Origin of the sequence: Promicromonospora sp. NPDC060271 (assembly GCF_042726755.1) — a bacterium.
Lineage (GTDB): Bacteria > Actinomycetota > Actinomycetes > Actinomycetales > Cellulomonadaceae > Promicromonospora.
The window spans coordinates 1-25,917 of sequence record NZ_JBHXBG010000079.1; the positions used below are offsets into that span (position 1 = coordinate 1).

Below are 25,917 nucleotides of genomic sequence, written 5' to 3' on the forward strand. Positions count from 1 at the left end.
GGCTCTCGCTAACGTACGCGTATGCGAACGTCAGCCGGGCCGCGCGGGCCGCTCGTCGGGAGACGGCGCGAGACCCGGCGCCTCAGCGAGCTGACCGATGCCGCACGCGACGGCCGGGGTGGTGCCATCGTTCTGCGCGGCGAGGCCGGCATCGGCAAGAGCGCGCTGCTGGAGAGCGTGCGGCAGGGCGTCGAACAGAGTCCACAGCAGGGCGATGCCGCGTTCCAGGTCATCCGAGCGACCGGGTCCCAGTACGAGGCGGAGCTGCCGTTCGCCGCCCTGCACCAGCTCTGCGTACCCGTCCTGAAGCATCTCGACGAGCTGCCCCCGCAGCACCGGGACGCCCTGCTGGTCGCGTTCGGGCTGGCCACGGGCACACCTGACGTCTTCCACGTGGGTCTCGCCGTCCTCGGCCTGTTCGCGGCCGCGGCCCGGGAACGCCCGCTCCTGTGCCTGGTCGACGACGCCCAGTGGCTGGACGCCGCCTCGTCGAAGGCGCTGACGTTCCTCGCCCGGCGGATCGCCGCCGAGCCGGTCGCCATGGTGTTCGCCGTCCGGCTGCCTCCACCCGCCGACGGGCCGGACAGGTCGGACGGGCCGGACAGGTCGGACGGGCCGTACGGGCCGGACGGGCCGGATGGGCCGGATGGGTTGGACGGACTCGACGGACTACCGAGCCTGACCGTCAGCGGGCTCAGCGACGCGGAGGCCCGCACGTTGCTCACCGCGCAGAGCCACGAGGCCCTCGACGAGCAGGTGCGCGACCGGATCGTCGCCGAGGCGCGCGGGAACCCGCTGGCCCTGTTCGCCCTTCCCAGGGCCGGCGGGTTCGCCCCGCCGGACGCGGCCCCGGTGCCGACCCGGGTCGAGCAGGGCTTCCGGGCGACGCTCGCCGGCCTGCCCGCGGACGCGCGGCTGCTGCTGACCGTCGCGAGCGCCGACCCGACCGGTGACCCCGGGCTGCTGTGGCCCGCGGCGCAGCGGCTCGGCATCGACGTGGGGCGCGCGGGGGCGGCGGCCACCGCCACGGGGCTCGTCGAGCTCGGTACGCGCGTCCGCTTCTTCCATCCGTTGGCCCGCGCGGCCGCCTACCAGGCGGCGGGCGCCACGGAGCGCAGGCGAGCCCACGGGGCGCTCGGCGCGGTGACCGACCCGGTCGCGGACCCGGACCGGCGCGCATGGCACCGCGCACAGGCCGGCGCCGGACCGGACGACGACGTGGCGGCCGAGCTGGAGCGTTCGGCGTCCCGTGCCCGGGCGCGCGGTGGGGTGGTGGCCGCGGCGGCGTTCCTGGAACGTGCCGCTGAGCTGTCGCTGGACGCCCGCAAACGGGTGGAGCGGACGCTGACGGCGGCGCGCGCCCAGCTCGAGGCAGGTGCCGCCGACCGCGCGGCCGAGCTGCTCGCCGCCGCCGACGGTTCGGGCCGGGGCTCGGGTCTCGACGAGCTGCAGCTTGCCGAGGCAGACCTGCTGCGGGGCCAGATCGCCTTCGTGCGGGATGGGGACGACGGCGGTCCGACCTTCATGCTGCGCGCGGCCGGCCGCCTCGCGGGGCCTGCCCCGGAGCGGTCCCGCGAGATCTACCTCGAAGCGCTCGAGATGAGCCTGCTCGTGGGCAGGGGCACCGGCATGATGGACCGGGTCCTGGCGGAGGCTCAGGCCGCCGCCCAGCCGGCCCAGCCTGCCCCGCGTACCCCCGACCTCCTGGACGCACTGTCCGTCCTGGTCACGGAGGGGCACCGTGCCGGGGTTCCGCTGGTCCGGGCCGCTCTCGACGGCGTGGACGGCGCGACGTGGACGCGGCATCCGGCACTCGCCATCATGCTCGCCGCAGAGCTGTGGGACTCGCAGAGGCACGCGACGATCGTCGAGTGGCTCATGAAGCACGGCCGCGAGTCGGGTTCGCCGCTCGTCCTCTGCCTCGGCCTCGCCCAGACGGCCACCCACGCCGCGATGACCGGCGACCTCGACCGGGCGATGGCAGCCGTCGCCGAGGAGGAGGCGATCACCGACGCGACGGGCGTCCCCTCCGTCATGTACCACCGGCTGCACCTGGCTGCGATGCGCGGACGTCGCGAGGAGGCGCTCCCGCTGTTCGAGGCCGCGACGGCTACCGCGCTCAGCGCAGGCCAGTTCGTCGCGAACGTGCACTGGGCGCGGGCGGTGCTGAACAACGGCCTCGGCGACTATCCCGCGGCGCTCGACGCCGCCCGGCGGGCATCCGCCGACAACGACCTCTACATGGCCGGGATCGCCCTGCCGGAGCTGGTCGAGGCCGCCGTCCGCTGTGGTGAGCTCGACGCTGCCCGGGCCGCGCTGGAGTCCCTCACCGAACGGACGGAGGCGAGCGGGACGGCGTCGGGCCTGGGTATCGCCGCCTGCGCGCGTGCCCTGGTGACCGGGTGCGAGGACGACTACCGGGAGGCGCTCGACCATCTCGCCCAGAGCCCGCTGCTGCCGTACCGGGCCAGGGCCGACCTCCTGTACGGGGAGTGGCTGCGCCGCGCGGGCCGACGGCGGGACTGCCGCCCGCACCTGCGCACCGCCCATGACCTACTGTCCGGCGCCGGGCTCGAGGCGTTCGCCCAGCGGGCCGCCGCCGAGCTGCGCGCCACCGGTGAGACCGCCCGCGGACGGTCCGGGCACGTGCGGGACCAGCTCACCATGCAGGAGCTGCACATCGCCCGCCTGGTGGCAACGGGTGCGACGTCGGCCGAGGTGGCCGCCCGGCTGTTCATCAGCCCGCGCACGGTCGACGCGCACCTGCGCAACATCTTCCGCAAGCTCGGCATCACGTCCCGCCGGCAGCTCAGGGACCAGCCCGACCTCAGGTCCGCGTAGCTCTCAGGTCTACGTAGTTCTCACCGACGCGACGCACGCCCCGTCCGGGGGACCGTCGTGCCATGGAACGTCGCACAGTCCTGAAGATCATCGGCATCGGCCTCGGGGGAGCAGCGGTCCTCGGCGCCGGCGGCCTCGGCACCTACTACGCCACCGCCAGGCGGGACACCGTTGGCGCCGTCGACCTCGACTCCCCGCTGGTGATCCCGCCGCTCGCCGAGTCAACGGTTGACGCCGCAGGGGCCCGGGTGTTCGCACTCGGGCTCCAGGCAGGGGAGACGGCGTTCAAGGACGGCCCGGCGACCCGCACGTGGGGCGTGAACGGCAGCTACCTCGGCCCGACGATCCGCGCCCGTCGCGGCGAGCGGGTGCGCCTCGCCGTGCACAACGGCCTCGACCAGGAGACCTCGCTCCACTGGCACGGCATGCACCTGCCCGCTGCGATGGACGGCGGCCCGCACCAGCCCGTCACGCCCGGCGCGACCTGGGAGCCCACGTGGACCGTCGACCAGCGGGCCGCGACGCTCTGGTACCACCCGCACGTGCACGGCGCGACCGCCGACCACACCTACCGGGGCCTGACCGGCCTGTTCATCGTCGACGACGAGACCGACACGCCGAACCTGCCGTCCACCTACGGCGTCGACGACGTCCCGATGATCGTCCAGGACCGGGCGTTCGACGGGAACAACCAGTTCGCCGAGCGCATCCCGCTGGCGGGCTCGCTCGGGGTGATCGGCGACGAGATCCTCGTCAACGGCACGCTCGGACCGTACTTCGACGTCACGACGGGGCTCGTGCGGCTGCGCCTGCTCAACGCCTCCAACGCGCGCCTGTACAACTTCGGGTTCTCCGACGACCGGCGGTTCGCGCTGATCGCAACGGACGGCGGTCTGCTCGCCGAACCCTGGGAGACCGACCGCCTGTACCTCTCGCCGGGTGAACGCGCCGAGATCGTCGTGGCCTTCGAGCCCGGCGAGACCGTCGACCTGCGCTCCTACCCGTCCGAGTTCGGCGGGGCGTCCGGCCGCCTCGACGGGTTCGACGACCGTCTCGACATCTGCCGGTTCCGCGCCGCGGACACCCTCGCCGACGACGCCGCGTTCCCCACCGAGATTCCCGGAGCGCTCGCCGACGCCCCGGACCTGGCCGGCGCCGCCGTCGCAGCCGAACGCACCTTCGTGCTCGCGTCGGACCAGATCAACGGCCGCTCGATGGCGATGGACCGCATCGACTTCGGCGTCCGCGAGGGCACCGTCGAGGTGTGGGAGGTGACCAACGACAACGGGTTCCTGCACAACTTCCACGTCCACGACGTCCAGTTCCAGGTGCTCACGGTCGACGGCGCGGAGCCGGAACCGCACCTGCGCGGCTGGAAGGACACGGTCCTGCTGGTCCAGGGCAGGCGCTACCGGCTTGCGATGCGCTTCACCGACCACACCGACCCGAACGTGCCGTACATGTACCACTGCCACCTGCTGCAGCACGAGGACGACGGCATGATGGGCCAGTTCGTGGTGCTCGCCGAGGGCGAGCAGGTGGGCACGATCTCGGCGGCGCACACCCACTCCTGACCGGTCCACTCCTGACCGGTCCACTCCTGACCGGCCCACTCCTGACCGGCCCGCGACCGGCCTGCCGCTACCCGCCGGGCAGGCGTACCGGGTCCACCGCGAGCTGGAGCCGCTCCCGCACCCACCAGTCGCCGGTGCGGCGGCGCTCCTCCGGCGTCGTGTACCGGTAGTGGTGCAGGACCGCCCGGACGGCCCGCGGCGGCCGCCCGTCGAACGGGTCGCGGCGCAGCAGCCGCAGGGTCGCGGGGTCGGCTTCCAGCAGCCGGCGCAGGAACACCGTGAACCACCGTGCGGAGTGGCCGAGCGGCAGGAACCACATGAGCCAGTCCAGGCGGAGGTGATAGGGCGCGACCTGCGGCGGACGGCGGCCGACGGGGCCGGGCTTGCCGCGGAACTCGTACTCGACCCAGTCGTCGGGCCCCGGTTCGTCCGCGAGGGTGCCCTCGACGGTGATCTCGTCGCGGCGCCGGGTGATCGAGCCGAACGCCCCGTAGGCGTTGACCAGCCGGAACGGCTCGAAGCTCGCGTTCATCCGCTGATGGCGGGAAGCGAGGTTCAGGGCCGGCCGGACCGACAGCGCCAGCAGGAGCAGGGCCACTGCGCTGACCACGACCACGTAGGCGAGCGGTGCGGCAGGCGCAGCGGCCGCCGCGGTGGAGCCCACAGCCCCGGTGGACGACGACGCCCCGCCGCCGTCGGACAGCCCCAGCAGGCCGCCCAGCCAGGCCCACGTGCCGTCGTCGACCACGCCGAGCGACAGGACGATGGTGGCCCAGTTCAGCCAGGCGAAGTTGCCGGTCAGCACCAGCCAGCCCTGGGTGACGACGAACGCGAGGGCGGCGACCGACGGGAACGGCTGCGGGAGGAGCAGCAGCCACGGCAGGAGGAGCTGGGTCACGTGGCTGCCGGCGACCTCGAACCGGTGCCACCAGGGCGGCAGGTGGTGGGCGTGCCAGGAGAACGGGCCGGGCAGCGGCTGCGTCTCGTGGTGGTAGTTCAGGGCGGTCAGGTCGCGCCAGGCGGTGTCGCCGCGCCACTTGATCAGACCGGCGCCGAGCTCCAGCCGGAACAGCAGCCAGCGCACCGCGAGGATGATCAGAGCGGGTGCGCCCACGGCGTCGGACCCGAGGAACGCCGCGAGGAATCCCGCCTCGCACAGCAGGGTCTCCCAGCCGAAGGCGTAGAAGGTCTGCCCCACGTTCACGAGCGACAGGTACAGCCACCACAGCGCGAGGAACACGAGCGCGGGCACCCACCAGGGCCCGGCCTGCGGCAGCCCGACGACGACGCTCGCCCCCAGCAGCATGCCGCACCAGGCCACCACCACGAGCAGCCGATCGGAGTAGCGCAGGCCGCGCAGCCGGAACAGGGACGGGCCGTCGCGCCAGTGGGTGCGGGCGACGTACCTCGGGACGGGCTGGAAGCCGTGCTCCCCGAGCAGCGGCCGGAACTGGCGCAGCGCGCCGAGGAACGCGAGCGCGTACAGCGCGCCGAAGCCACGCTGGAGCAGCGTGCGCGCCACGTCGTAGTCCGCGCTCGACCACCAGCCGAGCCAGTCGGGCAGTGTGCCTGCCATGTGGCCACGCTAACCGGCGGCGCGCCGGCTCCCCACCCGGCCGTCAGCGCAGCGCCGGCAGCACGTGCTCGCCGAACGCCTCGATGAAGGCGTCCTGCTGCTTGCCCACGTGGTGCAGGTAGAGGCGGTCGGCCCCGGCGTCGCGCAGGGCGGCCAGGTGGGCGGTCAGCGCGCCGAGGTCGGAGGAGACCAGGACGGCGCGCCGGACGTCGGCGATACCGACGTCGGCGGCCAGGGCGTCGAACTCGGCGGTCGTGGCGGTGTCCGCCGCCACCTCGGGCGGGCCGGTGAGCGTGTGCCACTGGTCCAGCGCCGTCGCCTCGGCCTCCGCCTCGGTGGGCGCCCACGAGAGGTGCACCTGGACGGCGACCTCGCCCCGGCCGCCGGCCTCCCGGTACGTCTCGACCATCTGCCGCAGCTCCGCCACCGGCTTGTTCACGGTGACCAGGCCGTCTCCCCACGTGGCGTGCCTGCGCGCGGTCGCGACGGTCAGGGCGGGGAGGATCAGCAGCGGCATGACCTCCGGCAGGGTCCAGAGCCGGGCCTCGCGGACGACGACCAGGCCCGTGTGGTCCACCTCCTCGCCGCGCAGGAGCGCCCGGATCACCCACACGCACTCCGCCAGCAGGGCGTCGCGCTCGGCCTTGGGCGGCCACGGCTCTCCGGTCACGTGCTCGTTGAGGTACTCGCCCGAGCCGAGGGCCACCCACAGGCGGCCCGGGTACATGGCCCCGAGGGTCGCGATCGCCTGGGCGACGATCACCGGGTGGTAGCGCCGGCCGGGCGCGCACACGGTGCCGAAGGACAGCTCCGTGGTGGCGAGCGCGGCGCCGAGCCAGGACCACGAGAGCCCGGACTCGCCCTGCCGCTCGCTCCACGGCGCCACATGGTCAGAGCACATCCCGGCGTCGAAGCCCGCGTCCTGCGCGAGCCGGGCCACGCGGAGCCCTTCGGCGGGGTGGAGCTGTTCGTGGGAGACGTGGAAGCCGATGACGGTCATCGCCTCTCCTTGCTCTTGGGCTCGCGGCTCTCCGGATCGCGCTGTGAACCACGGCTCTCCGGGTCCCCGCCCGCCGGCTCCACCGCCGGGTCGTCCACCGCGTCGCCGTCGACCGTGCGTCGCAGCCACCGGTAGCCGTACCCGGCGACGGGGATGCGCCCGTCGGCCTCGATGGCCGGGTAGTCCTGGTCCACGTGGACGTCGACGTAACGCGCGAGCCCTGCCTCGAGAGCTGAGGCCTCGTCGGCGGGCAGCTTCGCGACGACGTCCTCGTCCGCGAGATTGGCGATCAGGAGCACGCTGGACTCCGCGACCTGGTAGCGCAGCGCCAGGACCGACGAGACACCGAGGTCCCACGGTTCCGGGCGTACCCGGCCGAGCTCGCTCAGCCCCAGCCGGGCGCGCACGAGCCCGCCCACCCGGTGCAGCAGCGAGCCGTCACGCACGCTCTGCTCGTCCACGCTCACGTGCTCGGGGCCGTAGGGGCCGGTGACCACCGGAGCCTGGAACTGCTCGGGCGCGGCGTTCGAGAAGCCCGCCGTCGGCGTGGTCGACCACTGCATGGGGGTACGAACGGCCTCGCGCTCCGGCCGGTCGAGGTCGTCGCCCATCCCGATCTCGTCGCCGTACCGCAGCACCGGTGGCCCGGGCAGGGAGAGCATGACGGCGTGCGCCATGGCTACGCGGCGCGGGTCGCCGTCGAGCATGGGGGCCAGGCGACGGCGGATGCCGCGGCCGTAGACCCGCATCGAGTCCTCGGGAGCGAAGGCGTCGAGCACCTCGGTGCGCTCGTCCTCCGCGAGCCGGACCAGGTTCAGCTCGTCGTTGTTGCGCAGCCAGTGCGCGTAGGTAGCACCGTCCGGGGGTGCGGCCTGGTGGCGCAGCGCTCGCTCCAGTGGTTCGGCCTGGCCCCGGGCCAGGGCGAGGAAGAGGTGGTTGTTCGTCCAGAAGTCGAGGAGCATCGACATGCCCTGGCCGTCGGACCCGAAGTACTGGGCCGCCTCGGCCGGTGCCTCGTCCACCTCGCCGAGCAGCACGGCCCCCGTGCGCTGCCCGGTCACGGCGGCCCGCATGTCGCGCACGAGCCACTGGCCGTCGGTGTCCGGGCGGGCGGCGCGGGCCCGTTCGAGCATCATCGGCATGGCATCCACCCGGAAGCCCGAGACGCCCATGCGCAGCCAGAACGCGACGATGCGGTACAGCTCGTCCCGGACGCGCGGGTTGTCGAGCGCCAGGTCCGGCTCGTGCGAGTAGAAGGCGTGCCGGTAGAACTGCTGCGCCTCGTCGTCCCAGGTCCAGGTCTTGGGTTCGACGTCGGGAAACATCGGCTTGATGTCGTTGTTCGGCTCGTCGGCCCAGATGTAGTAGTCGCGATACGGGGAGTTCCGGTCCCGCCGCGCCTCCTGGAACCAGCGGTGCTGGTCGGAGGTGTGCTGAGCGATCAGCTCGACGAGGACGTGCAGGCCGAGGTCCTCGGCGGCCTCGAGCAGGTGGGCCATGTCGGCCAGGTCGCCCAGCCGCGGGTCGATCGCGAGGTGGTCGGCGACGTCGTAGCCGCCGTCGCGGAAGGGCGACGTGTAGAACGGCAGCAGCCACACGCACGTGGCGCCGAGCCCGCGCAGGTAGTGCAGGCGTTCGGTGATGCCGCGCAGGTCGCCCCAGCCGTCGTCGTTGGAGTCGGCGTACAGGCGCGGGTCGAGCTGATAGATGACGGCGTCCGTGTACCAGGAGGACCGCATGGTCACCTCAGCTCTCGGGGTGGGCTCGGGGACCGGTGCGCGGGTTCATCGACCGGGGATCGGCGTCCTGGTCGGGCTCGTCGCCCGAGCCGGCCTCGCGAGCGGAGTCGCTCTCGTCGTTGCCGGCAGCGGCTCCCTCGCGCGGGTTGAGCTGGTCAGGGTCGGCGTCGGGGTCCTGGGCGGGGTCGTAGCCGGGCTGCTCGGTCATCGTCGTCTCCTGTTCGGTGGCAACTCTTCTGGCACCGTGCCACGGCTCCCGGTACCTCGCACTCGCGGTGGTTCCGGGTGGTTATGGGGGCTGGACGACCGGGCCGATCTACGGTGAGGTAGCGCCCATGAGGTGGCGCAACGGCGAGCACGGCTATGGGATCGTCACGAAGGTCCTGCACTGGTCGACCGTCGCGCTGCTCCTCGCCCAGCTCGCCGTCGGCTACGTGATGGACGACAAGGCCGACGTGCCCGACGTCGACTGCGACCCACCGGGCGAGGACCGCAGCGGCGGAGACACGCCGGACGCCGAGGAGCAGCGCCTCGACGAGCTGGAGGACCGGTGCGAGCAGGCGCAGGAGGTCCGTGAGGAAGGTGTGGAGGCGGCCGCGGAGGACGCCGTCGGCACTGCCTGGGCGGATCTGTGGTCCGGCGACCTGCCCGGTGGCCTGGGCGGCGACCCGGTGGGCCTCACGCTGCCCGGCTGGCACGTCCTGCTCGGGCTGGCGATCATCGCGATCGGTGTCGTGCGCGTCGTGTGGCGCCGCACCACGACGTTGCCGCCCTGGGACCCGCGCCTGACCCGGACCGACCGCAAGGTGCTGCACCGTGCCGAACAGACCTTGCTCGCCATGCTGTTCGTGGTCCCGGCGACCGGCATCGCGCTGGTGGTCGGCAGCGGCGACCTCGTGCCGGTCCACATCGCCGCGCACATCTGCTTCTACGTCGCGCTGACGGTGCACGTCGGCGTCGTCGTCCGGCGCCGCGTCGTCGGCCGCATGCTCTGAGGTGCGCGCCGCCGGTAACCCGATGACGATCGTAGGGTGACCAGTGCTGGCGCTGCTCGGCCCGTGGGTCACGCGGCACGTGCGCCTGGCCGACCGGATGGAGGGTGTGCGCACGGCGGGGGACTGAGTGACTAGGCTGGCGCGCATGCTAGACCCCATGACCACCGGCCAGGGCCGAGCGCCCAAGGTGCCCACGCTCGAAGAGGTCGCCCGGCGGGCAGGGGTCTCGCGTTCCGTGGCGTCCCGCGCGATGAACAACGCCCGCAACGTGAGCCCGGCGAAGCGCGAGGCGGTCGCCCGGGCCGCGAGCGAGCTCGGCTACGTCCCCAACGCGACGGCGCGCGCCCTGGCGACGAGCACCGGCGGGTCGGTGGTCCTCGCGATCTCCAACGACGACCCCGCGCTGTTCGGGGACCCGTTCTTCTCGCAGGTGCTCGTCGGCGTGGCCGCGGGGCTGGACCGGTCGGAGCTCGATCTCACGCTCATGCTGGCGTCCTCGGAGCGCGGCCAGGCCCGGCTCGAACGGCTGCTGCGCTCCCGTCGGTCCGACGGCGTGATGCTCATGGCCCTGCGCGGCGACGACCCGCTCAACCGGGTCGCGGCGGCGACCGAGCTGCCGGTGGTCATCGGCGGCCGGCCGCTGCACGGTGAGGCCCGCTGGTACGTCGACGTCGACAACCGGGGCGGGGCCCGCCAGGCCACCGAGCACCTGCTGGGCTCCGGCTGCCGGCGCATCGTGACGATCGCCGGCCCGACGGACCTGCAGGCGGCGGTCGCCCGGTACCAGGGGTTCGCGGACGCCATGGCGGTCGGGCGCCTGCCGGCGGACCGGGTGGAGCACGCCGACTTCAGCTTCGAGGGCGGCGCCCGGGCGATGACCCGGCTCCTCGCCGCGCACCCTGACCTCGACGGCGTCTTCGCGGCGTCGGACAACATGGCCGCGGGCGCCCTGCGGGCCCTCAAGGAGGCCGGGCGCCGCGTCCCCGAGGACGTCGCTGTGGTGGGCTTCGACGACCTCGAGATCGCGCGCCGCACGGAGCCGGCGCTCACCACGGTCAGCCAGCCGATCCGTGGTCTCGGCCAGGAGATGGCCACCATGCTGGTGCGCCTGATCGACGGCGAGTCGCCGACCCCGGTCATCCTGCCCACGCGCCTGGTGGTGCGTGGTTCGGCGCCCGGCGGGGCACCGAACCACGACTGAGCCGCGTCCCGACTGAGCCGCGGATGAGACACCGGCGGGAGGGGTTGGTACGTCACCCTCCCGCCGGGTGTACTTGAGGTCGGTACCGCTTGTCAGTACTGCGTGTCAGTACTGCGTGTACCGGACCCAGTCGTAGCTGGCGGTCTTCTGCCCCGTGTAGTTGAACGGCCCGAGCCAGCTGTCGACCCCGGTCCCCGGCCACAGGTTCATCATGATGCGCTGCGGACGCGTGGGCAGCGGGCCGCGGGAGCCGTTCTCCTGGTGGACGAGACGGCCGTCGACGAACCAGTTGATCGTGCCGCCGCGCCACCACTCGATGGCGTAGTTGTGGTAGCCGGCAGCGGCGTCGAACCCGAGGTTGATGATCGTCTCGTGACCGCCCACTCCGCCTGTGAAGTAGTTGGTCTGCATCTGCCAGGTGTTCTTGCCGAGGATCTCGACGTCGATCTCGTCCCACGGCTGGCCGTCGCTCGGCCCGGTGTAGGTGAAGAACGAGGAGACGAGCCCGGAGCCGGAGGCCGCCTTCATCCGGGTCTCGAAGCGCCCGTAGGAGTACAGCTCGTTCGTGCGGTACTCCCCGGAGGCGTACGGCTTGTTCGAGCAGCCGCCCGGGCACGGGGTGTTGTTCAGGTTCAGGCCCATGACGCCGCCGCTGTGCCAGACGTGGTCGGCGCGCCAGCCGGCGTTGAACATGCCCCCGTTGCTCCACCCGTCGGCCTTGTTCCAGCGCCCGCCGTTGTGGGAGTCGAAGTTGTCGGTGAAGCTGCCACCGACGGCGGCGGCGGGGGGCGTGAGCCCCGGCGTCGCCGAGAGCCCGAGCAGCAGGCCGAGGGCCAGCGCGGGAGCAAGGAGCCGGAGCCGGTTGCGGGAGCGTGCGGTGGTGCGGTGCTGCGTCGTCTCTGATCGCAGGGTTGATCGCATGAGTACCTCCATTGGTACCGGTGGGTGACTGGTGGGCTGTCGGTGGTCGGTCCTCAGCTGCCGCCGAGCGGGGGCTGGGCGAGCTCGATCAGCTCGCGTGCCTGCTCGGGGAACCACTGGCCGGCGGCCGGGTCGACCATGCCGCGCTCCGGGTCCTCGGGTCCGCCGAGGCCGCGGAAGCACTGGCCGTCGGACTCGCCGGGGATCTTGATCCACAGCAGCGCGTCGACGAGCTCGTTGCCGGTGTCGGTCGTCGGCCGCAGGCCCAGGCCGCGGTCCGGCGGGTTGCACCACGTCTCGGCGTCGGGGTAGACGCCGGCCGGTGCGGCCCAGGCGCCCCGGCCGTTGCGGGACGTGTCGATGACGAAGTGCGTGCTGGGCTCGACGTCGCCGAGCGCGGCCTCGTAGCGCGAGTCGATGCCGGCGGTGTTCAGTGCCGGTTCGGCCGCCGTCGGGCTCCAGATGCCCTGGTTGGACAGCGTCACGCCGGTCCAGTCGTTCGCGGGGCCGCCGCTCCAGTACTGGTTGCCGCAGCCCGCATAGTCACCCGGCACCACCTGCGTGGCGTAGGCGATGCACTGGGAGATCCAGGTGCCGTAGGCGGTGCTGTTCTCGGTGAACTCGTAGTTGGACACGTTCAGGAAGAACCCGTCCGCGCGCTGGACGCCGGCCTTGACGAGGCGGTCGGCGGCCTCGCCGACGTTGAGCCAGGACGTGTTCGTCCCGTCGAGGTACACGACGGTGTTCGGCTGCTGCTTCAGGCGGTCGACCGCGTAGTTGAGCATCTCGAAACGCTCGGCGGCGGCGTCCCGGCCGGTGGTCTCGGGGTCGTACTCCGGTGGCTGGCACCGCTCGAGCTGCCCGTCCAGCGTGGTGTACCAGGGGATGACGCCGAGCCCGTCGGGCTCGAGCACGACGGCGACCTCCTCCCGCCCGATCCCGGCCGCGAAGCCGTCGATCCACGCCTTGTACTCGGCGACGCCGAGCGCGCCGCCCGCGGAGTAGAGCGCGCAGTCCCGGAACGGGATGTTGTACGCGACCAGGACCGGCACCTTCTCGCCCGTGTGCTTGACGAGCTTGCGGACGTCCTTCTTCACCTGGGCGGGCGTGCCGTCCGTGAACCAGGTGGAGCTGGGCACCCGGCTGAGCTGGAGCGCGTCGAGCTTTGCCTGACCGCGCAGCTTGCGGGCCGCTTCCCTGGTGGAGCTGTGGGGGTCGTTGTAGATCTGCGTCCCGGGGGACAGCACGTCGTTGCTCGCCTGGGCGGGGGCGGCGCCGAGCAGGGCCGCGCCGATGGCACAGACGGTCAGGGCGGCCAGGAGCCGGCGCCGCGGGGTCGGTCGAGTCATGTGGGGGATCTCCCAGGGTTTCTGCGGACAGATCTCTGCGAACAGGTCTCTGCGAACGCTTCGTTGCTGTTCGCTACGGTGAGCTTCCGCTGCGGTGGACAGGTGACTGGAAGATTGTGGAAGCGCTCCCAGTCGCACAATGGTCGGGTCCGTCCGGCGGCTGTGTCAAGCCTTCGCGCGTCGCAGTTCCGGCGCCGGCGGGCGTACGGCTTCCCCGATGACGAGGGCAAGCTGCTGATCGAGCGCTTCGACCGCCTCCGTGGGGGAGAGGGTCGAGCTGAGCACCTGCAGTGCAAGGCCTTCGGCCGTCGCGAGCAGCGCGGTGGCGGCCACGGAGGGGTCGATGTCGGCCGACCGGCGGCACGACTCGATCTGCGTGGCGAGATGGTCGCGGAACCGGGCGTTGGTGCCACCGAGGCCGGCGGCCGCCGCCGGCCGGGCCGCGGCGTAGGACTGGAAGGCGAGGGCGACGCGCGCGTCCTCCCGCTCGTCGGCGTCGACCGGGATCATGCTCGTGAGCGTCACGCGCACCACGTCAGCGGGCGACGGCTCGGCTTCCAGGGCGGCGGCGTTCGCCGCCATCCGGCGTCCGTAACGCTCGCCGACGGTGGCGAGCGCGAAGTCCATCATGGCTTCCTTGCTGGGGAAGTAGTGCTGCACCATGCCTGTCGTGACGCCGGCCTCCGTCGCGACATGACGCAGGCTGACCGCCTCCAGACCCTGCCGCGCCGCCACGCGGAGCAGCGCCGCGGCGATCTGGGCACGGCGCTCCTCGGGATCGACGCGCTTCGGCATGGGTGCACGTTTTCACATTGCAGTCGTATTGACAAGGCGTCTACGCTTTTCACATTACAAGTGAAATGCGAAAGGACGGCGACGATGACCACGGGCACAGGCACGGGCACAGGGACCGGCACAGACACCGCACGCGGCGGCTGGAGGCTCGCTCCGGCGCGCCTCCGACGGCTCGGCCGTCGGGCCGTCGCGATGGAGGCGGCCGGCTGGCGGAGCATCGGCCGCGCCGTCTTCCGTCGGCCGACCGTCCCGCGCGGCGCGTCCGCCCATCGTTACGACGGCCCGATCCGCTCGGTGCTCGTCGTGTTCCTCGTCCTGTCCGCCGTCGAGATACCGATGGTCGACCTGCTCACGCACCGCTGGCCCGCCGTCAGGTTCCCCCTGCTCGTCCTCGGCATCTGGGGCGCCACCGCCATGCTGGGGATGCTCTGCGGGTACCTCACCCGCCCGCACGCGGTCGGCCCGGACGGGATCATCGTCCGCAACGGCGGCGAGGTGGAGGTGGTGCTGCCGTGGGACGACGTCGCGTCGGTCGCGCGCCGCAGGCGCGCACTCGCCGGCGCCCGGCCGACGTCGCTCACCGGGCCGGACGACGACCGGATCCTGAACCTCGTCGTGCAGGACGCCACCGACATCGACATCCAGCTCGAGCGGCCGACGGCGATCCGGCTGCCGAACGGACCGGCTACCGTCACCCAGGTGCGCATCGCCGTCGACGACGGCGCGGCGTTCCTGGACGCCGTGCGCCGCCACATCCCCTGACCGAGGAGCCCGCACCCATGACGCACCCCATCACGCGCGACGCGCTCGCGATCCGACACGTGCCCTTCGAGGACCTCGGGCTGCTCGAACCCCTGCTGCGCGCCCGCGGATACCGGACGTCGTACCTGGACGTGCCGGTCGAGCCCGTCACGCCGGAGACCGCGCTGGAGCCGGACCTCCTGGTCGTGCTCGGCGGCCCGGTCGGCGTGTACGAGACCGAGGCCTACCCGTTCCTCGGCGCCGAACGGGAAGCCATCGCGGCGCGGGTCCGGGCCGGGCGGCCGACCCTCGGCGTCTGCCTGGGAGCGCAGCTCGTCGCCGCGGCGCTCGGGGCGGACGTCGTCGCCACCGGCCGCAAGGAGATCGGCTACGCCCCGCTGACCCTGACCACCGAGGGTCGTGACACCACCGAGGGCCGCGACACCGCCGGCTCGGTGCTGGCGCCGCTGGACGGCGTCCGGGTGCTGCACTGGCACGGCGACCAGTTCGCGATCCCGGAGGGCGCCGTCCGCCTCGCGGAGACACCGGGCTTCCCGAACCAGGCCTTCGCGATCGGCTCGCACGTGCTGGGGCTGCAGTTCCACCTCGAGGCCGACCACACGCAGATCGAACGCTGGCTGGTCGGCCACGCGCACGAGCTCGCGAGCGCCGGGATCGACCCGAACGGCATCCGGTCGGACGCCGCCGCGTACGGCCCGGCGCTCGCGGAGGCCGCGGGGCGCACGTTCGACCGGTGGCTCGGCCAGCTGGTCGACCCGGTCAGGCCGTGACGGTCGGCTTCGCCGACGCGAGGCGGGTCGCCTCGGCGAACTCCGCGCGCACCGCCTCGGACGGCGCGGGGGTGAGCAGGCTGACGACGATCGCGACGAGCCCGCCCAGCACGAAGCCGGGGAGCAGCTCGTAGAGCGTGTCCGCGAGCGGGGACCGGCCCCAGGCGAACGCGACCACGGCGCCGACGACCATGCCGGACAGCGCGCCCCAGCTCGTCAGGCGGCGCCAGTACAGGCTGAGGAGCACCGTCGGCCCGAACGCGGCGCCGAACCCGGCCCAGGCGAACCCGACCAGGTCCAGGATCGTGTCGGTGCGGTCGAACGCGATGATCCCGGCGATCACCGCGACGAGCAGGACCCCGGCGCGGCCCAGCATCACCTCGGTACGCGGGGTCATCGGGCGGCCCGCGATCTTGACCAGGTCCTCGACCAGGGCGGACGACGAGACGATGAGCTGGGACGACAGCGTCGACATGATCGCGGCGAGGACCGCGGCCAGGACGAGGCCGGCGATCAGCGGGTGGAACAGCACCTGCGACAGGAACAGGAACACCGTCTCCGGGTTCTCCAGGGTCTCGCCGTGGACATTGACGTAGGCGACGCCGATCAGGCCGGTGACCATCGCACCGCAGGCGGTGAGGATCATCCAGGTGATGCCGATGCGGCGTCCGGCGACGGCGTCCTGCGGGGAGCGCATGGCCATGAAGCGCACGATGATGTGCGGCTGGCCGAAGTAGCCGAGGCCCCACGCGGCGGCCGAGATCACGCCGGTGAAGGTGGCGCCGGCCAGGAGCGACAGGTGGTTCGCCGCGTCGCTGGTCTCCGCGGCGAGGATGCCGTCGTGGATCGGGCCCCAGCCGCCGAGGTCGATGAAGGCAACGACGGGCACCGCGACGAGGGCGAGCAGCATCAGGATGCCCTGCGCGACGTCGGTCCAGGTGGCGCCGAGGAACCCCCCGAAGAGCGTGTAGACGAGCGTCACGCCGCCGACGACCCAGATGCCCGTCGTGTAGTCGAGCCCGAACGAGCCCTCGAAGAAGGTTCCGCCGGCCACCATGCCGGAGGAGACGTAGAAGGTGAAGAACACGAGGATGATGGCCCCGGAGGCGATCCGCAGGAAGCGCGACGTGTCGTGCAGCCGGTTCTCGAAGAAGCTCGGGATGGTGATCGAGTTCTTTGCCGTCTCCGTGTAGGCACGCAGGCGGGGTGCTACGAACTTCCAGTTGAGCCAGGCGCCGACCGTCAGGCCGATGGCGATCCAGGACTCCACCAGCCCGCTCACGTAGATGGCGCCGGGCAGCCCCATCAGGAGCCAGCCGGACATGTCCGACGCGCCGGCGCTGAGCGCGGCGACGCCCGGGCTGAGCCGCCGGCCGCCGAGCATGTAGTCGTCGAGGTTGTCGTCGGTGCGGCGGTAGGCCGCGTAGCCGATACCCAGCATCAGTGCCAGGTACGCGACGATCGCTGTCGTCTTCCAGGCCTCGGGGGTCATGGAGGTGCTCCAGTACTTGTTGCGGAACGTGCGGGTGAAACTTCAGCCCGGCAGTCTGGCACACCGACGAGGCGCACGCCGACGAGACCTGCGCACCGCACGCGACACGCCGGCGGTGCGATGCGGTGTGCAGGTCTCGCCGGGACGGGCCGGCCCGGGGGCTACGCCAGCACGGCACCCTTCGACGCCGACTGGACCAGCCTGGTGTACTTGGCGAGCACGCCCCGCGTGTACTTGTGGGGGAGCGGCGCCCAGCCGGCGGCCTCGCGCGCTGCGAGCTCGGCCGGGTCCACGAGGAGGTCGAGCGTCTTGGACGCGACGTCCAGGCGGATGCGGTCGCCGTCGCGCACGAACGCGATGGGCCCGCCGTCGACCGCCTCGGGCGCGATGTGGCCGACGCACAGGCCGGTGGTCCCGCCGGAGAACCGGCCGTCCGTGATGAGCAGCACGTCCTTGCCGAGCCCGGCGCCCTTGATGGCCCCGGTGATGGCGAGCATCTCGCGCATGCCGGGCCCGCCCTTCGGGCCTTCGTAGCGGATGACGACGACGTCGCCCGCCTGGATCGTCCCGTCCTCCAGCGCGTCCAGGGCGCTGCGCTCGCGCTCGAAAACGCGCGCGGTGCCCTCGAAGACGTCGGAGTCGAAGCCCGCCGACTTCACGACGGCGCCCTCCGGCGCGAGGGAGCCGTTCAGGATCGTGATTCCGCCCGTCTTGTGGATCGGGTTGTCCATGGCCCGCAGGATCTTGCCGTCCGGGTCCGGCGGCGCGATGTCCGCGAGGTTCTCGGCCATGGTGCGGCCGGTGACCGTCAGGACGTCCCCGTGCAGCAGCCCGGCGTCCAGCAGCGCCTTCATCACCACGGGCACGCCGCCGATCCGGTCGACGTCGTTCATCACGTACTGCCCGAACGGCTTGAGGTCGCCCAGGTGCGGCACGCGGTCGGCGACGCGGGAGAAGTCGTCGAGGGTCAGCTCGACCTCCGCCTCGTACGCGATGGCGAGCAGGTGCAGCACCGCGTTCGTGGACCCGCCGAACGCCATGACCACGGCGATGGCGTTCTCGAACGCCTCCTTCGTCATGATGTCGCGTGCCGTGATGCCCCGCTTCAGCAGGTTCACCACCGCCTCGCCCGAGCGGTGCGCCCAGGTGTCGCGACGGCGGTCGGCCGACGGCGGCGCGGCGGAGCCCGGCAGCGACATCCCCAGCGCCTCGGCGGCCGACGCCATCGTGTTGGCGGTGTACATGCCGCCGCACGCGCCCTCGCCAGGGCAGATCGCCCGCTCGATCCGGTCGACGTCGCCCTGGCTCATGAGCCCGCGCGCGCACGCGCCGACGGCCTCGAAGGCGTCGATGATCGTGACCTGCTTCTCGGTGCCGTCCTCGAGCTTGACCCAGCCGGGCATGATCGAGCCGGCGTAGAGGAACACGCTGGAGAGGTCGAGGCGCGCGGCGGCCATCAGCATGCCGGGCAGCGACTTGTCACAGCCGGCCAGGAGCACCGAGCCGTCCAGCCGCTCGGCCTGCATGACCGTCTCCACCGAGTCGGCGATGACGTCGCGGGACACGAGCGAGAAGTGCATGCCCTCGTGGCCCATCGAGATGCCGTCGGAGACCGAGATCGTGCCGAACTCCAGCGGGTACCCGCCGGCGGCGTGCACACCCTCCTTCGTGGCCTTCGCGAGCCGGTCGAGCGAGAGGTTGCACGGCGTGATCTCGTTCCACGAGCTCGCGACGCCGACCTGCGGCTTGACCCAGTCCTCGTCGCCCATCCCGACGGCACGGAGCATCCCGCGCGAGGCGGTCGCCTCCAGGCCGTCGGTCACCGTGCGGGAGCGGGGCTTGACGTCGACGGGGCTCTCGGTATCGCTCATGAACTCTCCTCGGGCACAGGGCCGCTCGATGGTGGATATTCAGTAGGTGGATATCCAGTACTGGATATTCCGTACCGTCAGTGCCGGCAACCCGACGGAGAGAACTTTGCTCGAGATCAGTCCGCTCACATGGGGCGTGACCATCGGCTTTGTCGTCCTGCTGCTCGCCGTGGACCTGGTGCTGGCGGCGGCGCGCCCGCACCATGTCGGCTTCAAGGAGGCTACCGCCTGGTCCGTGTTCTACATCGCCGTAGCCATCGGGTTCGGGGTCTGGTTCGGTCTGCAGTACGGCAGCGCGGCGGGCACCGAGTACTTCGCCGGCTACATCATCGAGAAGAGCCTGTCGGTCGACAACCTCTTCGTCTTCGTCGTCATCATGAGCACGTTCGCGGTCCCGGACAAGCACCAGCACAAGGTCCTCGTCTTCGGCATAGTGCTCGCGCTGATCATGCGCGCCGTCTTCATAGCGCTCGGCGCGTCGCTCATCAGCCTGTTCTCGTTCACGTTCCTGCTGTTCGGGCTCCTGCTGATCTACACGGCGGTGCAGCTGTTCCGGCACCGGAACGAGGACCCGGACATCGAGAGCAACCTGATGGTGCGCGGCGCACGGCGGTTCCTACCGGTCAGCGACGGGTACGTCGACGGACGGCTGGTCGCCAAGGTGGACGGGCGCCGGGTCGTCACCCCGCTGTTCATCGTGCTGATCGCCATCGGCAGCGTCGACCTGCTGTTCGCGCTCGACTCGATCCCCGCGGTCTTCGGCGTCACCGAGGAGGCGTACGTCGTCTTCACCGCCAACGCCTTCGCGCTGCTCGGCCTGCGGGCGCTGTTCTTCCTCGTCAGGGGACTGCTCGACCGGCTCGTCTACCTCTCGGCGGGCCTGGCGATCATCCTGGCGTTCATCGGCGTCAAGCTGATCCTGCACTGGGGCCACGTCGACATCGACGAGTCGATCCCGGAGATCCCGACGCCGCTGAGCCTTGGTGTGGTCCTCGGCGTCCTCGCCGTGGTGACCGTCGCGAGCCTGATCAGGACACGTGGTCTGCCGGACGAGAAGGCCCACGCGGGCTCGCTCACGGCCACGAGGGCCAGGCTCCAGGTCCGGCCGGAGCCCAGGGCCGACCAGGATCCGCCGCGCTGACCGGGCTGTTGGCCCCGACCGCCCCTGTGCTATACATCGGACGCTAATACATCTGATGTTTCCGCGCGAAGTTGCCGGAGCGGAGCCGGAGGAGGGTCACCCATGACGTCCGAGACCACAGCAGGGGCATCCGCAGGAGCCACGCCGGGCAGTGCCGCGCAGGGCAGCGCAGCGCCGGATGGGGCCGCGCAGGGCGAGCTCGCCGGCGTCCGCGCCGTCGTCACCGGGGGCGCGTCGGGCATCGGGGCGGCGATCGTGCGCGCCATGCTCGCGCGCGGCGCGACGGTGACGTCCATCGACCGGGTGGCCGACGGCGTCCCCGCGGGCGCGGGGGCGCAGGTCGCCGACGTGACCGACGACGCGGCGGTACGCGCCGCCGTCGGGGCGGCGGCCGAGGCGATGGGTGGTATCGACGTCGTCGCGAACAACGCGGGGATCGGCGCGCAGGGCACCGTCGCGGACAACGACGACGCGGAGTGGCTGCGGGTCCTGGACGTGAACGTGCTCGGGATCGTCCGCGTGACGCGCGCCGCGCTGCCGTACCTGCGCCGGTCGCCGCACGCCGCCGTCGTGAACACCGGCTCCATCGGCGCGTGGACCGGCCTGCCGAACCGGGCGCTGTACTCGGCGTCCAAGGGCGCGGTCCAGGCGCTCACGCTCGCCATGGCAACGGACCATGTGCGTGAGGGCATCCGGGTGAACTGCGTCAACCCGGGCACGGCCGACACCCCGTGGGTGGCCAGGCTGCTCGACGCCGCCGACGATCCCGTCGCCGAGCGTGCCGCCCTGGAGGCCCGCCAGCCCTCGGGCCGGCTCGTCACCGCCGACGAGATCGCGCACGCCGTCTGCTACCTCGCGAGCCCGCTCGCCGGCGCCACGACCGGCGCGATGCTCGCGGTGGACGGCGGATCGCACGCGCTGCGCACCCGCGCGCCCGAGCAGGGCTGACCCGAGTTGCGTACAGAGCTGAGCACAGAGCTGAGCACAGAGCTGAGCACAGGGTTGAACACAGAGCCGAGCACAGAGCCGAGCACAGAGCCGAGCGGAGAAGACGACACCATGGAGACGACGACGGTGCGCGACACCGGGATCCGGCTCACCGCCCTCGGCCTGGGCGCCGCCCCGGCGGGCAACCTGTACCAGGCGATGACCGACGAGGACGCGCACGCGACCTTCGAGGCCGCCTGGGCCACCGGGATCCGGTACTTCGACACCGCGCCGCACTACGGGCTCGGCCTGTCGGAGCGCCGGCTCGGCGCCTTCCTGCGCACGCGGCCGCGGGACGAGCTGGTGGTGTCCACGAAGGTCGGGCGCCTGCTCGTCCCGTCACCCGAGACGGCGCACCGCAAGGACCCGGACATCTTCGACGTGCCCGCCGCGACCCGCCGGGTCTGGGACTTCTCGCGCGACGGCGTCCTGCGGTCGCTCGAGGCCAGCCTGGAGCGCACCGGCCTGGACCGGGTGGACGTCGTCTACCTGCACGACCCGGACGAGCACTGGGAGCAGGCGGTGCGCGAGGCGCTGCCCGCGCTCGTCGAGCTCCGCGACCAGGGCGTGGTCGGTGCCGTCGGCGCCGGGATGAACCAGTCCGCGATGCTCACGCGGCTCGTCCGCGAGACCGACGTCGACGTCGTCATGTGCGCGGGGCGGTTCACGCTCCTCGAGCAGGCCGCACTGGCCGACCTCCTGCCCGCGGCGGCCGAGCGGGGTGTCGCGGTGGTCGCCGCCGCTCCGTACAACTCGGGCATCCTCGCGCACGACGCCCCGCCGGCGGACGCCACGTACGACTACGCGCCCGCGGCGGCAGGGCTGCTCGACCGGGCCCGGCGCATCGCCGCCGTCTGCGCCGAGCACGGCGTGACGCTCCCGCAGGCAGCGCTCGCCTACGTGCGCACGCATCCGGCGGTCGTGAGCACCGTGGTCGGGCTCGCGACGCCCGAGCAGGCGCGGCAGGCCGGTGAGCGGGCCGCGGTGCGGGTGCCCGCTGAGCTGTGGCGGGCGCTGGCCGATGCGGGACTGCTCCCGGAGGAGGCGGTCCCCGCTCGCTGACCAATCGTCGGTCATCCGATCTATCGACGCCAAATCTTGATCGCACGGCACAGTTCGGGAGAGATCTAGCCGAAGATCTTGAGATGCATCGGATGTCTGCGGTATGAATGCGACTACACGGAGGCAAAGGAGCATCGCGTGTCGGACCCAGCACTTCTCCGCGCCGCGGGGATCAGCAAGTCCTTCCCCGGCGTGCTCGCGCTCGACGACGTCCATCTCGACCTGCGGCCCGGTGAGGTGCTGGCGCTCGTGGGCGAGAACGGCGCGGGCAAGTCGACCCTCCTGAAGCTGCTCTCCGGCATCTACCGGCCGGACGCCGGGACCATGGAGCTCGACGGGGTGCCGATGAGCCCCGCCGGCCCCCGCCAGGCGAACGAGCTCGGCATCAGCGTGATCCACCAGGAGTTCCACCTGATGCCCGACCTGAGCGTCGCGCAGAACATCTTCATCGGCCGGGAACCCCGGCGCGCCGGCCTCATCAGGGACGACGAGCTCGTGCGCCGGGCGGCCGCGCTCTTCGAACGCCTCGGCATCCCCCTGGACCCACGGCAGCCGGTGTCGCACCTGAGCGTGGCCGGGCAGCAGATGGTCGAGATCGCCAAGGCGCTCTCGTTCGACGCCCGGGTGCTGATCATGGACGAGCCGACGGCGGCCCTCACCGAGACCGAGGTCGCGACGCTGTTCCGGATAGTCCGCGACTTCGTCTCGCCGCGCACCGGCGTCATCTACGTCTCGCACCGCATGGACGAGGTCAAGGAGATCTCCGACCGCATCACCGTGCTGCGCGACGGCCGCTACGTGGACACGCTGCCGACCGCGACCACCGAGACCCGCGAGGTCATCGCCGCGATGGTGGGCCGGCAGCTCGAGACGGGGGTGCGGCCGGCCCCTCGTACCAGCACGGCGGCGGCGTCGGACGGGTCCGAGCGCGAGGTGGTGCTCGCGGTGCGGGGCCTGAGCACCCGCAAGCTCCTGAAGGACGTGTCCTTCGAGCTGCACCGCGGCGAGATCCTCGGCTTCGCCGGCCTCATGGGCGCCGGGCGCACCGAGGTCGCGCGGGCGATCATCGGGGCGGACCGGTCCACCGGCGTCGTCGAGGTGCGGGGCAGGCCGGTCACGGTGCGCAACCCCGCCGACGCCGTCCGGCACGGCATCGGCTACCTCTCGGAGGACCGCAAGCGCTACGGGCTGCTCCTGGACCAGGACGTGGTGCGCAACGTGATGCTCTCCTCGCTGCCCGGCATGACCCGCGCGGGCTTCGTCCGCGACGGCGACGGGCGGCGGGCGGCGACCGAGATGGTGGACCGGCTCTCGATCCGCACGCCGTCGGTCGCGCAGACGGCCAGGAACCTCTCGGGCGGCAACCAGCAGAAGGTCGTCCTGGCCAAGTGGCTCGTGCGGGACTGCGACGTCCTCATCGTCGACGAGCCGACGCGCGGGATCGACGTCGGCGCGAAGGACGAGATCTACGGCCTGCTCACGAGCCTGGCCGCGCAGGGCAAGTCGATCATCGTGATCTCGTCCGAGCTGCCGGAGGTGCTGCGGCTCGCCGACCGGATAGTCGTCATGTGCGAGGGCCGGGTCACGGGCACCCTCGCCAATGCCGACGCGACCCAGCACGACATCATGGAGCTCGCGACGCGGTTCGGTGCCGACCGCTCGCTCGTCAAGACCGGAGAACCAGCATGACGACGCAGTCCACGACACCAGGCACACCGGCGAGGCAGCGGCCGGGTGCCCGGATCGGCAACCGGCAGCAGCTCCAGCAGGTCCTCGCCTTCGCCGGGCTGGTGGCCATCTTCGCGTTCTTCTCGATCGCCAGCCCGCACTTCCTCGACTGGGCGAACGTGAAGGGCATCCTGCTCGCGACGGCGGTCACCGGGATCATGGCGCTGGGTGCCACCTTCGTCATCGCGACCGGCGGCATCGACCTGTCGGTCGGCACCGGCATGACCCTGTGCTCCGTGATGACCGGCGTCTTCCTGGCGAACCTCGGCCTGCCGCTCGTCGTCGGCGTGCTGGGTGGTCTCGCGATCGGCGCCCTGATCGGCCTGCTGAACGGGCTGAACGTCACGTACCTGCGGCTGCCGCCGTTCATCGCGACGCTGGCGATGATGATGGTCGCGCAGGGGCTCTCGCTGGTGATCTCCGGGACGAAGCCCATCTACTTCAGCGAGGTGGGCGGGTTCGACCAGCTCGCGGCCGGTGAGCTGGTCCCGGGGCTGCCCAACGCCGTCCTGATCTTCTTCGTCGCGGCCGTCGTCGCCGACGTCACGCTGAGCAGGACGCTCACCGGCCGCTATGCGCTCTCGATCGGCTCCAACGAGGAGGCGACGGCGATCTCCGGCGTCGACGTGCGGCGGTGGAAGATCGTCGTCTACACGGTCGCCGGGCTGTTCACGGGCCTGGCCGGCGTCGTGATGGCCTCCCGGCTCAACTCCGCGCAGCCCGGCCTGGGCCTCGGGTACGAGCTCGAGGCGATCGCCGCCGTCGTCATCGGCGGAACCTCGCTGCGGGGCGGCAAGGCGACGATCCTCGGCACCGTGATCGGCGCGCTGATCATGGCGACGCTCACCAACGGCCTGCGCATCATGTCGATCCCGCAGGAGTGGCAGAAGGTCGCCGTCGGCATCGTGATCGTGCTCGCCGTCTACGCCGACATGCTGCGCCGCGGCAAGGAAGCCTGAACCGGCCACCGCGTGAACTGACACCGCGTGAACTGACACCGCCTGAACTGACGTGCACTGACCATCGAAGGAGCTGGATCAGCATGAACATCCACACCACCACGCGCAGGCGGTTCGCCGCGGCGGCTGTCGCCTCGGTCGCCGCCCTGCTCGCGCTCACGGCCTGTGCCTCGGGCGGGGGCGGGGAGCCGGGCACCGGCGACAAGCCCTACGTCGCCCTGGTCTCCAAGGGTTTCCAGCACCAGTTCTGGCAGGCGGTCAAGCAGGGGGCCGACGACGCCGCGGCCGAGCTGGGCGTCGAGGTCACCTTCGAGGGGCCGGAGACGGAGAGCGAGGTCGAGAAGCAGCTCACCATGCTCCAGACGGCCCTGGACAAGAGCCCGGACGCGATCGGCTTCGCGGCCCTCGACTCCGAGGCGTCGATCCCGATGATGACCGACGCCGAGTCACGCGGGATCCCCGTCATCGCGTTCGACTCCGGCGTGGACTCGGACGTGCCGGTGACCACGGTGTCGACGGACAACCTGGCGGCGGCGGCCGAGGCGGCCAAGCACATGGCCGAGCTGGTCGGCAGCGGCAAGATCGCCATCATCGCGCACGACCAGACGTCGCAGACCGGGCAGCAGCGCGTCGAGGGGTTCACGAAGTACATCGAGGAGAACGCGCCGGACATCGAGATAGTCGACACGCAGTACGCGGCAGGCGACCAGCTCAAGTCCGCCGACGCCGCCAAGGCGATCCTGCAGGCCCACCCCGACCTCAAGGGCATATACGGCGCCAACGAGGGTTCCGCCGTCGGCGTGGTCAAGGCGGTGCAGGAGACCGGCAAGGCGGGCAAGGTCACGGTGATCGGGTTCGACTCCGGCACGGCGCAGATGGACGCGATCCGGGACGGGGTGATGGCAGGGGCGATCACGCAGGACCCGATCAAGATGGGCTACGAGACGGTCAAGGCCGCCGTTGCGGCCATCAACGGCGAGGAGCTGGAGCCGGTCGTCGACTCGGGCTTCTACTGGTACGACAAGGACAACATCGACGACGAGGACATCAAGGCCGTCCTCTACGAGTAGCTGTCAGACCCCCGCGGACGTGGGGGCGGGGGCGCCGCCCCACGAGGAACTGTGGGGTAGCGAAAGAGCCGGGCGGGGGGAGGG

21 protein-coding genes are annotated in these 25,917 nt (G+C 72.0%); 12 read left to right on the top strand and 9 right to left on the bottom strand.

What is annotated here, in order from left to right; translation table 11 throughout:
* Window positions 1–21 precede the first annotated feature (21 nt).
* Together ACFWE2_RS13875 and ACFWE2_RS13880 are read left to right on the top strand one after the other, a co-directional pair.
* A complete protein-coding gene (locus tag ACFWE2_RS13875; RefSeq protein WP_377224813.1) occupies window positions 22–2,841 on the top strand; it encodes an AAA family ATPase in 2,820 nt (939 codons plus the stop codon).
* Window positions 2,842–2,903: 62 nt separating this feature from the next.
* Window positions 2,904–4,415 carry a multicopper oxidase family protein gene (locus tag ACFWE2_RS13880; RefSeq protein ID WP_377224814.1) on the top strand — a complete coding sequence of 504 codons (1,512 nt, stop codon included), beginning with the start codon at window positions 2,904–2,906 and terminating at the stop codon, window positions 4,413–4,415.
* Window positions 4,416–4,482: 67 nt separating this feature from the next.
* On the opposite strand, the gene ACFWE2_RS13885 is transcribed toward ACFWE2_RS13880, so the two are convergent.
* From ACFWE2_RS13885 to ACFWE2_RS13900, 4 genes are read right to left on the bottom strand one after another with little or no spacing between them, the layout of a single operon-like run.
* Window positions 4,483–5,991 carry a lipase maturation factor family protein gene (locus tag ACFWE2_RS13885; RefSeq protein WP_377224815.1) on the bottom strand — a complete coding sequence of 503 codons (1,509 nt, stop codon included), beginning with the start codon at window positions 5,989–5,991 and terminating at the stop codon, window positions 4,483–4,485.
* A gap of 43 nt (window positions 5,992–6,034) precedes the next feature.
* Entirely contained in the window at window positions 6,035–6,991 is a 957-nt protein-coding gene (locus ACFWE2_RS13890; protein ID WP_377224816.1) for a TIGR03885 family FMN-dependent LLM class oxidoreductase, read from the bottom strand.
* The gene (locus ACFWE2_RS13895) at window positions 6,988–8,730 is read right to left on the bottom strand and encodes an alpha-amylase family protein (RefSeq protein ID WP_377224817.1); all 1,743 of its coding nucleotides are present in this window, start codon (window positions 8,728–8,730) and stop codon (window positions 6,988–6,990) included. The genes ACFWE2_RS13890 and ACFWE2_RS13895 overlap by 4 nt, the downstream gene beginning before the upstream one ends.
* Before the next feature lie 7 nt (window positions 8,731–8,737).
* A complete protein-coding gene (locus tag ACFWE2_RS13900) occupies window positions 8,738–8,938 on the bottom strand; it encodes a hypothetical protein (RefSeq protein ID WP_377224818.1) in 201 nt (66 codons plus the stop codon).
* 127 nt (window positions 8,939–9,065) lie between these two features.
* Between ACFWE2_RS13900 and ACFWE2_RS13905 the strand changes: the two genes are divergently transcribed.
* Both ACFWE2_RS13905 and ACFWE2_RS13910 read left to right on the top strand, forming a co-directional pair.
* Entirely contained in the window at window positions 9,066–9,725 is a 660-nt protein-coding gene (locus ACFWE2_RS13905) for a cytochrome b (protein WP_377224819.1), read from the top strand.
* Window positions 9,726–9,870: 145 nt separating this feature from the next.
* Window positions 9,871–10,926 carry a LacI family DNA-binding transcriptional regulator gene (locus tag ACFWE2_RS13910; protein WP_377224820.1) on the top strand — a complete coding sequence of 352 codons (1,056 nt, stop codon included), beginning with the start codon at window positions 9,871–9,873 and terminating at the stop codon, window positions 10,924–10,926.
* A 105-nt stretch (window positions 10,927–11,031) separates the two neighbouring features.
* On the opposite strand, the gene ACFWE2_RS13915 is transcribed toward ACFWE2_RS13910, so the two are convergent.
* From ACFWE2_RS13915 to ACFWE2_RS13925, 3 genes are all read right to left on the bottom strand, one after another.
* Window positions 11,032–11,847 (bottom strand): glycoside hydrolase family 16 protein, encoded by an 816-nt coding sequence (locus ACFWE2_RS13915; protein WP_377224821.1) that lies wholly within the window; start codon window positions 11,845–11,847, stop codon window positions 11,032–11,034.
* A 53-nt stretch (window positions 11,848–11,900) separates the two neighbouring features.
* On the bottom strand, window positions 11,901–13,196 hold the full coding sequence (locus tag ACFWE2_RS13920; RefSeq protein WP_377224822.1) for a glycoside hydrolase family 6 protein: 1,296 nt from the start codon (window positions 13,194–13,196) through the stop codon (window positions 11,901–11,903).
* 165 nt (window positions 13,197–13,361) lie between these two features.
* Window positions 13,362–13,991, bottom strand: a complete 630-nt coding sequence (locus tag ACFWE2_RS13925) for a TetR/AcrR family transcriptional regulator (RefSeq protein WP_377224823.1) — start codon at window positions 13,989–13,991, stop codon at window positions 13,362–13,364.
* Window positions 13,992–14,075: 84 nt separating this feature from the next.
* On the opposite strand from ACFWE2_RS13925, the gene ACFWE2_RS13930 reads away from it, so the two are divergent.
* Entirely contained in the window at window positions 14,076–14,753 is a 678-nt protein-coding gene (locus ACFWE2_RS13930) for a hypothetical protein (protein ID WP_377224824.1), read from the top strand.
* Between the two features lie 17 nt (window positions 14,754–14,770).
* A complete protein-coding gene (locus ACFWE2_RS13935; RefSeq protein ID WP_377224825.1) occupies window positions 14,771–15,523 on the top strand; it encodes a glutamine amidotransferase in 753 nt (250 codons plus the stop codon).
* On the opposite strand, the gene putP is transcribed toward ACFWE2_RS13935, so the two are convergent.
* Complete coding sequence (gene putP / locus ACFWE2_RS13940; protein WP_377224826.1) at window positions 15,513–17,015, bottom strand: sodium/proline symporter PutP; 1,503 nt, start codon at window positions 17,013–17,015, stop codon at window positions 15,513–15,515. The two genes, ACFWE2_RS13935 and putP, sit on opposite strands and share 11 nt — an antisense overlap.
* Window positions 17,016–17,176: 161 nt before the next feature.
* Window positions 17,177–18,886 (bottom strand): dihydroxy-acid dehydratase, encoded by a 1,710-nt coding sequence (gene ilvD, locus ACFWE2_RS13945; RefSeq protein ID WP_377224827.1) that lies wholly within the window; start codon window positions 18,884–18,886, stop codon window positions 17,177–17,179.
* A gap of 106 nt (window positions 18,887–18,992) precedes the next feature.
* Here ilvD and ACFWE2_RS13950 point away from each other — a divergent pair, with 106 nt between their 5' ends.
* The 6 genes from ACFWE2_RS13950 (at window position 18,993) to ACFWE2_RS13975 (ending at window position 25,833) form a co-directional block, all read left to right on the top strand.
* The gene (locus tag ACFWE2_RS13950) at window positions 18,993–20,027 is read left to right on the top strand and encodes a TerC/Alx family metal homeostasis membrane protein (RefSeq protein ID WP_377224828.1); all 1,035 of its coding nucleotides are present in this window, start codon (window positions 18,993–18,995) and stop codon (window positions 20,025–20,027) included.
* Window positions 20,028–20,129: 102 nt separating this feature from the next.
* On the top strand, window positions 20,130–20,975 hold the full coding sequence (locus ACFWE2_RS13955; RefSeq protein WP_377224829.1) for an SDR family NAD(P)-dependent oxidoreductase: 846 nt from the start codon (window positions 20,130–20,132) through the stop codon (window positions 20,973–20,975).
* A gap of 111 nt (window positions 20,976–21,086) precedes the next feature.
* Window positions 21,087–22,076, top strand: a complete 990-nt coding sequence (locus ACFWE2_RS13960) for an aldo/keto reductase (RefSeq protein ID WP_377224830.1) — start codon at window positions 21,087–21,089, stop codon at window positions 22,074–22,076.
* Window positions 22,077–22,214: 138 nt separating this feature from the next.
* Window positions 22,215–23,765, top strand: a complete 1,551-nt coding sequence (locus ACFWE2_RS13965) for a sugar ABC transporter ATP-binding protein (protein ID WP_377224831.1) — start codon at window positions 22,215–22,217, stop codon at window positions 23,763–23,765.
* A complete protein-coding gene (locus ACFWE2_RS13970) occupies window positions 23,762–24,763 on the top strand; it encodes an ABC transporter permease (RefSeq protein ID WP_377224832.1) in 1,002 nt (333 codons plus the stop codon). Before ACFWE2_RS13965 ends, ACFWE2_RS13970 begins: the two co-directional genes overlap by 4 nt.
* A gap of 83 nt (window positions 24,764–24,846) precedes the next feature.
* Window positions 24,847–25,833: an ABC transporter substrate-binding protein gene (locus tag ACFWE2_RS13975; protein WP_377224833.1), complete on the top strand. Its 987-nt coding sequence runs from the start codon at window positions 24,847–24,849 to the stop codon at window positions 25,831–25,833.
* The last annotated feature ends 84 nt before the right edge of the window (window positions 25,834–25,917 follow it).